Origin of the sequence: Selenomonas sp., assembly GCF_052169755.1 — a bacterium.
In the GTDB taxonomy this organism is placed as follows: domain Bacteria; phylum Bacillota; class Negativicutes; order Selenomonadales; family Selenomonadaceae; genus Selenomonas.
In genome coordinates this window covers 1-10147 of record NZ_JBQNBV010000075.1, presented here as the reverse complement: position 1 = coordinate 10147, position 10147 = coordinate 1, and the positions used below count along the sequence as shown (strand labels likewise).

Sequence of the window (10147 nt, the reverse complement as noted above, 5' to 3'; positions counted from 1 at the left end):
AGCATGCGGTTCATACCCGCAGTGTCCGGAGTTCAAATCTCTGTGCCGCCACCATTTTCAAACCCCTGCGAGGGGTTTTTGTTATGTTGGCGGGAAGTCCGGGGATTTTTCTCTGCATATTGTTGACACGGTGTATTAAGTATGATAAAGTATGTTAGTGATTTTATGGAAGGAGTGCTGAAACATGCGCAATGCCGTTACGTTGGCCTGCACGGTTTGCAAGAACCGCAACTATCAGACCAACAAGAACAAGAAGAATGATCCGGATCGGCTTGAGTTCAACAAGTATTGCAAGTTCTGCAAGAAGCATACGCCGCATAAGGAAACGAAGTAAGCTTTGGGGCTTGCAGCAATATGATACGGGGTGTGAATGCTTTGACGGATGAAAGATCGTCAGCGCCGCAGCCTTCTTCGGGCGGTTTCAGTCTCTTCCGCTTCCTGGGTGAGGTCAAGGCGGAGATGAAGAAGGTAACATGGCCGACTCGCAGAGAACTGGTTGCTTATACAGGCGTTGTGGGCGTGGCGGTCGTGGTCGTCTGTGCGCTGATCTGGATATGCGACACGTTTTTTGCAAGGCTGTTTCAACTTATTCTGCAATAGAAGGCTGGAGGCGCGATGGAATCTGAGAAGAAATGGTATGTGATCCATACCTATTCCGGATATGAGAACAAGGTCAAGGCGAATCTTGAGTCTCGCGTCCATACCATGGGGATGGAGGACAATATCTTCAATGTCATCGTTCCGATGGAGGAAGAGACCGAAGTCAAGGACGGTAAAAAGAAGATCGTCAAGAAAAAGGTTTTTCCCGGATATGCCTTGGTTGAGATGATCGTCAATGATCGCTCGTGGTACGTCGTGCGCAACACACCGGGCGTCACAGGCTTCGTCGGCTCGGGTACGAAGCCGATTCCGCTGTCAGAAGCAGAAGTCAAGCATATCCTGAAATCTGCAGGGACGGATGAAGGAAAGCCCATCGTCGATATGGATATTGAGGTGGGACAAGCCGTTCGCATCAATTCGGGCACGCTTGAGAATCTCACCGCTACGGTGGCGGAGGTCTTCCCTGAAAAGGGCACGGTCAAGGTGCTCGTCGATATGTTCGGCCGCGAGACTCCGGCTGAGCTTTCGTACAGTGAGATTGAAAAAATCTAGTCTGCCGCTTTCGTTTCGTTGGATGCTGAACACGGTGGAATCTGGGAAACTTCATTTTAGCAGCGTTTCCTAAACCCCTTTTAAGGAGGTGTTAAAAGTATGGCAAAGAAGGTCGCAAAGCTCGTCAAGCTGCAGGTTGTTGCCGGTAAGGCAAGTCCGGCTCCTCCGGTAGGTCCGGCGCTCGGTCAGGCAGGCGTCAACATCATGGCTTTCGTCAAGGAGTTCAATGAGAGGACAGCCAAGCAGGCAGGTCTTGTCATTCCGGTCGAGATCACGGTTTTCGAGGATCGTTCGTTCACGTTCATCACGAAAACGCCGCCCGCCGCAGTTCTTTTGAAGAAAGCCGCCGGCATTGAAAAGGCTTCCGGCGAGCCGAATAAGACGAAAGTCGCCAAGGTGCCGCGCGCGAAAGCGCAGGAGATCGCGCAGTCGAAGATGCAGGATCTCAACGCGGCAGACCTCGAAGCTGCTACACGCATGATCGAGGGAACGGCTCGCAGCATGGGCATCGAAATCGTCGACTGATTCGATATACATGCTTGTGGCAGGAAACTACACGCACAGACGTTCACTTTGGACATTGTGCGTCGTCCTTACATGAAACCAGCCAATCGGTCTGCGCTTTCGGCTTGATCTCTTGGGGTTTCATGGGAAAATCCGCTATGACCACGAAAGGGGAATTTTTGAATGGCAAAACACGGCAAGAAATATCAGGATGCCGCAAAGCTTCTTGAAGTCGGTAAGTTCTACAGCGTTGCTGAAGCCTTGGAACTCGTGAAGAAGACTGCGACGGCAAAGTTCGACGAAACGATCGAGCTGCACGTCCGTCTCGGCGTCGACCCGAAGTACGCCGATCAGCAGGTTCGCGGCGCGATGGTGCTGCCGCATGGCACGGGCAAGGCGAAGAAGGTTCTCGTCTTTGCCAAGGGCGAGAAGGTCAAAGAGGCTGAGGATGCCGGCGCCGACTATGTCGGGTCCGATGAGATCGTCACGAAGATCCAGGGCGGTTGGTTCGACTTCGATGTTGCCGTCGCTACGCCCGATATGATGGGCACGGTCGGTCGTCTCGGTAAGGTTCTTGGTCCTCGCGGACTCATGCCGAACCCGAAGCTCGGTACGGTCACGATGGATCTCGTGAAGGCAATCAACGAGATCAAGGCCGGTAAGGTCGAGTATCGTACGGACAAGGCAGGCAACGTCCATGTACCGATCGGCAAGGCTTCGTTCGATGTCGAGAAGCTCAAGGAGAATTATCAGGCGCTCGTCGATACGCTCGTTCGCGTTCGCCCGGCAGCGGCGAAGGGGCAGTATATCCGTGCGATCACGGTCAGCTCCACGATGGGTCCCGGCGTTCCGGTTGCTACGCTGGCTTAAGGAATCACTGATAAATTCAGCCGCCCATCTTCACACATCTGCACTGTCCTCTCGTCGTCGGCAAATCCTCGACGTAGCACCGCTACGTCTGCGGTTTGTCTCCTTGATAGAACCAGCGCATCTGTGCAAATCTGGACGACTTCATGTTATCAGCGCTTCCTTTAATCCGATAGAATAAAACAGCATACGATGACTGTAGACAGCAGGTATGGTTTAACCATCGAACGAGCAAGTTGCTCGCCCGCCGAGGTCGGATTCAGGCGCATACTTCAAAAGATGCGGCTTCCGGCGTGCAGTTGGAAGCCGTTTTATTATGTGTGAATTTTATTGAGAGGGGGTGCAAGTATGAATGCAAAGGTAAATGCAAAGAAAGAGGCGGTCGTCGCCGAGCTGAAGGAGAGGCTCCAGACAGCGAAGGGCGCCGTTTTTACAAGCTATAAGGGCTTGACCGTAGCGCAGGATACGGCGCTTCGCCGCACGCTGCGCGAGGCAGGGGTTTCCTACCATGTGGTCAAGAATACGATGACGCGCATTGCCGCGAAGGATCTCGGTCTCGATGATCTTTGCGAACACTTGGAGGGGACGACGGCTCTTGCCGTTTCCGCAGACGATGCTGTCGCACCGGCGAAGGTCATCTGCGAGTTCATGAAGAAGAACAAGCTGGAGGATGCCGGTATCTTGACGCTTAAAGCCGGTCTTTTGGACGGTCGCGTCATTGATGTCGCTGAGGTCAAGGCTTTGGCGGAGCTGCCGTCGCGCGAAGTTCTTCTCGCCAAGTTGTTGGGCAGTATGCAGTCTCCGATTGCGGGTACGGTCAACGTGCTGCAGGGAGTCATCCGCAATGCGGTCTATGTGCTTGAGGCGATTCGCAAGCAGAAGGAGGAGCAGGCTTCCGCCTGATTCCTGCAGCAGGCATTGTGTGGGGATAAACCCGATGCTTGCAGGCTGAAAACATTATTCGATGAATAAAGAAAACATTTTATGGAGGTACATATCATGACTAAAGAAGAAATCATGCAGGCCATTGAAGGCATGACTGTCCTTGAGCTTTCCGAGCTTGTCAAGGCGATGGAAGAGAAGTTCGGCGTAAGCGCTGCGGCTCCGGTCGCTGTTGCGGCTGCCGGCGCTGCTCCGGCGGCTGCTGCCGGTGAGGAGAAGACGGAGTTCACGGTCGTTCTCGCTGCTGCAGGCGACAAGAAGATCAACGTCATCAAGGCGGTTCGCGAAGCTACGGGTCTCGGCTTGAAGGAAGCGAAGGAGCTTGTTGACGGCGCTCCGGCTCCGATCAAGGAGAACATTGCGAAGGCTGATGCGGAAGAGCTCAAGAAGAAGCTCGAAGAGGCAGGCGCAACAGTCGAGCTCAAGTAATTTGGGCTTGAGAGAAATTGCATAAGAAACCGCCCTTGCAGTCCACTCGACTGCAAGGGCGGTTTTTGCAATGTATTTCCCGTCGGAACGACGTTGTTTTATCAGCGATCCCTTAGAAACGTGAATCGCATTCATAATAAATTCTCCGGTGAAAACAGTGGACTTTTCTTCATATCATGTTATAATAAAAGTGATATTTATTATCTTTGGTTTGTAATGATAAGGAGGAGAACTTCTAATGGAAATGTGTATGAGGAGAAATGCCAAGCGTGCGCTTGGGATGGCTGTCGCACTGCATTTGATGCTGCCTGCTTGTATTGTGCAAGCGGATGAAAGTGCGGGGGGGGTACACAGATTCAAACCGAATCGGTAGATGTTGAATCTGATGCCGCGAAAGAAGAGGCGAAATACGAATCGCAGTCTACGACGATCATTACGGCAGACGACATCGCGAAGAAGCAAGCGAAGTCGGTCGAGGACATCATCTTCAGCGAGGTCGGCGTGACGCGCACGGTCGATGCGATGGGGAATGTCGGCGTGTCGATTCGCGGCGCGGAGCCGCGGCATACCTTGATCATGGTCGATGGACATCCTGTCCTCGGGGATGTGGCGAAGTATCGCGGCGCAGGCGACGAGGTGATGCGGCTTGGCGCGGAGAATATCGAGCGCATCGAAATCATTCGCGGGGCGGCGAGCGCGAAGTACGGCGCCGATGCGATCGGCGGCGTCATCAATATCATCACGAAGACCGCAGGCAAAAAGGCTGCAGTTGCGCTCAATGTGGAAGGTCTGCGCGCGCAGGACGGCAAGGAAAATACGCCGTTCAGCAATTTCTTCCTGCGTGCCGATGCGGGGGCGATGGGCAAACTGCGCCTTGCCGCATGGGGCAGCAAGCGTGACGTCCTGCCGATCTATGCGGCGAAGGATACTTCGTCGAGTTGGAATTCGGACTTTCGCTCGTCGCTGCGCTACTTTGGAAGTATCAAGAATGTCGGCATTCAAGGGGAGTATGACCTTGGCAGGCAGCAAACGCTCCAATTTTCTCTGGGCAAAGAGATCGAAGATATGAAGAAGAACGTCAAATATAGCAATGAAGACGAAGAACCGGAGCAGCATCTGCGTCGAGAGATCAAACGCGATACCTATAACCTCTCCTATCGTGGGAGAACGGGAAAATACGACTGGGTCGTAGACTACAATTATGGAAAACGGCAGGAGAATGACATCGGTATTTTATCCTTGGCGAAAAATACGCAGTACACGGGATATAATATGTTGTTTACCCTCAATGACGTTGCACATCAGCAGTGGCATTTGAATACGAAGATCAATGCCGCAGTCAATGCAGATCATTTCCTGACCTTTGGATTCGGCTACTCCGATGAAGATGGAGAGGGATCCCGTATTCAAAATGCCCCTGAATCGTATAAGAAAAAAATTCGACCGGACGATTATGATTCTAGTTTGTGGCATCAAAGCCTGCCGGGAACCGCATATATTTCACCGGAAGGAAAATCCTTCGTACACGATTATAAATTCAACCGAGATGCAAACGGCAATGTGCACTGGGATGAGGCGTATGAATATCGCGGTACGGCGGATTTGGACAATTACAAAGAGCCGCAGCCAAGCGATATACTCAAGCCGAACAATCACATCACGGTCATCGATAAAGCGACGGGGAAAGAAATCGCCGATCCTTTGACGACACTGGGCGCCGGCACTGTATATTACGCCTATAAATTCGGGGATAATCCGATGATTCCGTACCTTGCCCGCATTAACGGCTTGGGATATAAGGAAGAATACAATGCCCGTCAGAACACCTTGACGATCGGCAAGGCGCACATCCAGAAATGGCATGCGTATCTGATGGATACATGGCAATACGATAAAGACACGATTTTTACGCCTGTCGTCCGTTTGGATCACAGCAGTCTCTTTGGCAGTCATGTCACGGCAGGCATCGGCATGACGCACAATGTCGGAGGAAATTCCCATCGCCGCTTCAAGATGAATGTAGGGACAGGGTATGCGGAGCCGGGCATGGGCGAGCTTTACTACAACTGGGAGATGTATCCGGCGATGAGCGAACACGCGCCGGGCTGGTATTGGGTCGGCAACGCGCAGCTCAAGCCGGAAAAGTCCGTCAATCTTTCGCTGTCCCTGGAAGGGGAAACGAAGAACAGCTTTGCACGCGTGAGCATCTTCCACAATCGCATCAAGGATTATCTGACGCATTATTTCAGCGGGAATTATCTGTATCTGCGGACTAAAGCCCCGACAACGCCCGGAGGCATCGGCGATCCCGATCCCAGCTCGCGCGATCGGCTCTATTCTTTCCGCAATCTGGGCAATGTTGCGATCACAGGGCTGGAGGCGGAGCTAGACCATACGTTCAGCAGCCATTGGTCGGCAAAAATCGGCTATACGTATCTGCACGCGATCAACAAGGACGCCGAGGAGAACCACATGCCGCGCGAACTTCTCGATCGTCCGCGCCATAAGATCGATTTCGGCATCCGCTATATGGATGAGAAAACCGGCTGGAGCGGTTCGCTTTGGGCGGATTACTACCTGAACATGCTCGACAGCAATTCTGTGGACATGTCCAAGCAGGCGGAAGCCAAGCACGCTGCAGATTATAAGCGCAAAAGCTTTGGCATCTGGAATCTCATGGTGCAGAAGAAGTTCGGCGAAGACGCTATGGCGTATATCGGCGTGGACAATCTCTTCGCGAAGCGCGACGATGATCGTGCGTTTCAAGGACGCGTCTATCGTCTGGGCATGAACTTCTCTTTTGACAGCGCGGGCGGCTCTGCCGCACGCATGGGGACGGGGCTGCTTTCTTCTTCGTATCGCTCCGATTGGTTTATTCAGCGCGATACGGAAACGCTGCGTCCGGGAGAGTTCCGTGTTTCCGGCGATTACCGATTGCGGCAGGACAGTCATACGGGCGAAGCGCGAAGCGGCGTACGCGTCACGGACAAGCGGGATGTCGGCGATGCGCAGAAGAATCTTGAGGACAATCCTGCACATGGCTATGCGCAGCGCCTGCGCGTGCGTGCGGATGCAGGGCTTGGCGAGCATACGTCAGCGACGGTTACTGCCAGCGCGGCGGGCGGCATGGACGGACAGGAGGACATCGCTCCGAGCCAAGGGCTGAATGAGGCGCGGATCGAGCGTGCAGAGCTGCGTCACGAAGCAGGGGACGTGGATGTTTCGCTCGGTCGGCTGGAGGAGCGCATCGGTCTTACGGGGTATTTCTTCGGGAAGGACTACGACGGGGCGCGCGCCGTCTGGACGAGCGATCGTACGCAGGTGCGTGCAGGCGTTGGCGATTTCTCGCATACGACGGGCATCACGGATACGGCGTATACGAAGCTCTCGCCGATGGCGTTCCTGCGAAGCGCGACGAAGGACGAGCTGCTTGGCTGGGTGGCCGAAGATGCGGAGGGGAATGAGGTATTTGATCGCATTCCTGCCCCTAATCTGCCCAAAATGAACTATCATCAGAAGTTCCTCGACGCCCAGCAGCGGGACAAAGCAGCGGGCGGCGGCAGCGTCGAGCATCGCATGAAGGTTCTGCGTGAGTTCTATACGCTGCTGAAGGAAATCGATCCGTCCGTTACGGAAAGTGTACAAACATTTAGCCTGCATTCGGGGCTTTTACGAAGAACCGGCAGCAGCGTCGCGATGGATAAGTTCGATCCGACCAAGGATCTCGATAGCTATTTTAACAGTGCGGAATACCTCAATAGGGTAAAGAAGGCGATGGCGGAGAATGGCGGCGTTCTCTATTTGAGGGACGGCAGGGATACGCCCGTTCATGAGGCGGATCTTACGCCGGAGAATTTCCGCCGCTGGTTTGCCGACTACGGCCTGAGCAACGGCGATCCGAATAATTTGTCAAAAAGGGATAACGTTGACACGACGATCGGGAATATGCTCTTCCATTTATCAACATCGTGGACTCCGGATGGCGCTTCGTATCTGCCGCTCTCCAAGGGACCGAAGGTGATTCCTGTCCCCGACGGACAGCTCCTCATGCGCGATACGACGCCTGCCGTCAAGACGGCGGGATATGTGCAGGTCAAGCATCTTCTGACGGACGATCTCGGCGTGCAGGCGCACTATATGAAGTCTTTGCAGGATTCGGCTTACGGCGGAAAAATTGCCTCGGTGTTCGGCCTCGGCGCGAGCCTGCGCCTGGGGGCGATGGCGAAGCTCTCCTATGAATGGGGGCAGAACTCCTCGGGCTTTGCGAAAGGGCTGAACGGGGGCGCGACGCCTGCCTATCATGTGCTGCGTCTCGACTACGGGATGCCCGACAGCTGGACGAAGGGGAGCTGGAACGCATTCTTCGACTACAAGCGTTTCGCGCATGGCTCCTTCCTCGGCGGCAACGGCACGGAATCCCTGCCCGATCGCTACATCGACGGCATCCGGAGCTTTACGCTCGGTGCGGGCTATGTCCCCATCGACAATCTGCGCGTTGACTTCTTCTATACGTTCGATGCCAAGGGAACGGCGAAGCGCGCCACGCTCTTCGGCAGCGAGGATTTCAAGCTCGGCGATTATGCGCGTGTGCAGCTCACATATCGGTTCTAGGGATATGCGGTTTCTCGCGCGGAAAATATGAATAGGAAGAGCTGACGCGCATCCAACTTGTGCGACAGCAGATAAGAGGGGCTGTGCAGTCGTCAAATTCGACTTGTGCACAGCCCTTCTTTCTGCTTATGGTGCATTTCTTTTGCGCTTATGCTTCCTGCTGCAGCGTAAGCGGATGTTCGCTTTCACTCTGTGCCGTCTTTCGCTCGCCGTTCCAGCGGTATTGGATCGTCAGCACGGTGAGCGCGGCGATGAGCATGAAGAGCGCCATGAGGAAGTAGCCCGTGTCGAAGGAGCCTGTTTCCGTCTTGAGCCATCCCATCATGTAGGGGCCGACCCAGCCGCCGAGATTGCCGCAGGAGTTGATGAGGGCGACGCTGCCGGCAGCGGCGGAGCCGGAGAGGAAGCTCGTCGGGATCGTCCACCAGACGCCCATAGCGGCGTAGATGCCGATGGCGGACAGGCAGACGAGGAAGAGCGCCGTATACATGTCGTCGGCAAAGGGGCTTAGCCCTAGCCCGACGGCGCCGACGAAGAGAGCGAGCGCGACGTGCCAGACCTTGTCGCCCGTCTTCGTCGAGGTCTTGCCGATGATGACCTGTACGAGGAGCGCCGCCGTCATCGGAATGGCGATGGCGCCGCCGAGGAATCCGGTCGACCAGCCCGAAAGCCCCTTGAGCACTGTCGGCATCCAGAAGTTGAAGCCCCAGAAGCCGATGACCCACATGAAGTAGATGAAGCAGAGCTTCAAGACCTTGGGATCGGAGAAAGCCTGGAAGATCGTGTATTTCTTGACGCTCTGCATACGCGCCTGCTCTTCTTCGTACTGGCGGTTCAAATATTCCTTTTCTTCTGCGCTGAGCCAGGAAACCTGGTCGGGCTTGTCCTTGACGAAGTAGAAGAAAAATACGGCGAAGAGGAGGGCGGGCACTGCCTCCAAGATGAACAGTTCCTGCCAGCCGTGCATGCCGAAGAAGGATGTTTGCAGCAGGAATCCCGCGAGCGGTGCGCCGACGATCGTTGAGATGAGAAGTGACGTCAGCATGAGGGAATTGGCGCGCGCTCTCTCCCTTTCGGAAAACCAACGCGCGAAGAGCACGGAGTAGATGACGGGGTAAAGGCTCGCTTCCGAGGCGCCGAGCAGGAAGCGGCAGATATAGAACTCCGTCTGCGTCTGCATGAACGCCATGAAGATGCAGACGAGCCCCCATGTGAACATGATGCGTGCGATCCACTTCGCGGCAGAAAAGCGGGCGGCGATGAGTGCGCCGGGGATTTCTAAGAGCAGATAGCCCATGAAGAAGATGCCCGCGCCTGCGCCGAAGATTTCGGGCGTGATCCAGTCGAGATCCTGCGTCATGGTCAGCGCCGCATAGGCGATGTTCACACGATCAATACAGGCGATGACGGATACGAGAAAGACGGGCAGGATGATGCGCAGGTCGCGCTTTCGTCTGAGAAGGGCGAGATCTAAGGTTTGCATGATGGTTTCCTCCTAAAAAATAGTGCATAATAAAAAATTCCGTCCCCTAGAAAGGGACGGAAGATCATCCGCGGTACCACCCAGATTCCCGCACGAAGCGGGCGCTTGCCGCGTACAAACATACGCGCTTCCTCTAACGCGGAAGGGGCGGCTCGGCTT

The 10147-nt window shown here is 54.7% G+C and carries 9 protein-coding genes; 8 read left to right on the top strand and 1 reads right to left on the bottom strand.

The genetic code is table 11. From position 1 onward, the window contains the following. Nucleotides 1-184: 184 nt before the first annotated feature. The 8 genes from rpmG to ACTTKG_RS06550 all read left to right on the top strand — a co-directional run bounded on the left by rpmG (nt 185) and on the right by ACTTKG_RS06550 (nt 8505). A complete protein-coding gene (rpmG, locus tag ACTTKG_RS06585; protein WP_006192858.1) occupies nt 185-334 on the top strand; it encodes a 50S ribosomal protein L33 in 150 nt (49 codons plus the stop codon). A gap of 41 nt (nt 335-375) precedes the next feature. Continuing rightward, a complete protein-coding gene (gene secE, locus ACTTKG_RS06580) occupies nt 376-600 on the top strand; it encodes a preprotein translocase subunit SecE (RefSeq protein WP_442673437.1) in 225 nt (74 codons plus the stop codon). A gap of 15 nt (nt 601-615) precedes the next feature. Continuing rightward, nucleotides 616-1152 carry a transcription termination/antitermination protein NusG gene (gene nusG / locus ACTTKG_RS06575; protein ID WP_442673436.1) on the top strand — a complete coding sequence of 179 codons (537 nt, stop codon included), beginning with the start codon at nt 616-618 and terminating at the stop codon, nt 1150-1152. 99 nt (nt 1153-1251) lie between these two features. Then, nucleotides 1252-1677, top strand: coding sequence for a 50S ribosomal protein L11 (rplK, locus tag ACTTKG_RS06570; RefSeq protein WP_314622013.1), 426 nt, complete (start codon nt 1252-1254; stop codon nt 1675-1677). 162 nt (nt 1678-1839) lie between these two features. Continuing rightward, nucleotides 1840-2526, top strand: coding sequence for a 50S ribosomal protein L1 (gene rplA / locus ACTTKG_RS06565; protein WP_442673435.1), 687 nt, complete (start codon nt 1840-1842; stop codon nt 2524-2526). Between the two features lie 345 nt (nt 2527-2871). Beyond that, nucleotides 2872-3426, top strand: coding sequence for a 50S ribosomal protein L10 (gene rplJ, locus ACTTKG_RS06560; protein WP_442673434.1), 555 nt, complete (start codon nt 2872-2874; stop codon nt 3424-3426). 96 nt (nt 3427-3522) lie between these two features. After that, nucleotides 3523-3894 carry a 50S ribosomal protein L7/L12 gene (rplL, locus tag ACTTKG_RS06555; RefSeq protein ID WP_442673433.1) on the top strand — a complete coding sequence of 124 codons (372 nt, stop codon included), beginning with the start codon at nt 3523-3525 and terminating at the stop codon, nt 3892-3894. Nucleotides 3895-4248: 354 nt separating this feature from the next. Next, a complete protein-coding gene (locus tag ACTTKG_RS06550) occupies nt 4249-8505 on the top strand; it encodes a TonB-dependent receptor plug domain-containing protein (protein WP_442673438.1) in 4257 nt (1418 codons plus the stop codon). Nucleotides 8506-8653: 148 nt separating this feature from the next. Here the strand turns inward: ACTTKG_RS06550 and ACTTKG_RS06545 are convergent, their stop codons facing one another. After that, nucleotides 8654-9988: an MFS transporter gene (locus ACTTKG_RS06545; RefSeq protein WP_442673432.1), complete on the bottom strand. Its 1335-nt coding sequence runs from the start codon at nt 9986-9988 to the stop codon at nt 8654-8656. Between the last annotated feature and the right edge of the window lie 159 nt (nt 9989-10147).

Coding starts and splice junctions, on each gene's coding strand:
- rpmG (WP_006192858.1), top strand. CDS start 185: ATGCGCAATGCCGTTACGTTGGCCTGCACGGTTTGCAAGAACCGCAAC.
- rplK (WP_314622013.1), top strand. CDS start 1,252: ATGGCAAAGAAGGTCGCAAAGCTCGTCAAGCTGCAGGTTGTTGCCGGT.
- rplA (WP_442673435.1), top strand. CDS start 1,840: ATGGCAAAACACGGCAAGAAATATCAGGATGCCGCAAAGCTTCTTGAA.
- ACTTKG_RS06545 (WP_442673432.1), bottom strand. CDS start 9,988: ATGCAAACCTTAGATCTCGCCCTTCTCAGACGAAAGCGCGACCTGCGC.
- nusG (WP_442673436.1), top strand. CDS start 616: ATGGAATCTGAGAAGAAATGGTATGTGATCCATACCTATTCCGGATAT.
- rplJ (WP_442673434.1), top strand. CDS start 2,872: ATGAATGCAAAGGTAAATGCAAAGAAAGAGGCGGTCGTCGCCGAGCTG.
- rplL (WP_442673433.1), top strand. CDS start 3,523: ATGACTAAAGAAGAAATCATGCAGGCCATTGAAGGCATGACTGTCCTT.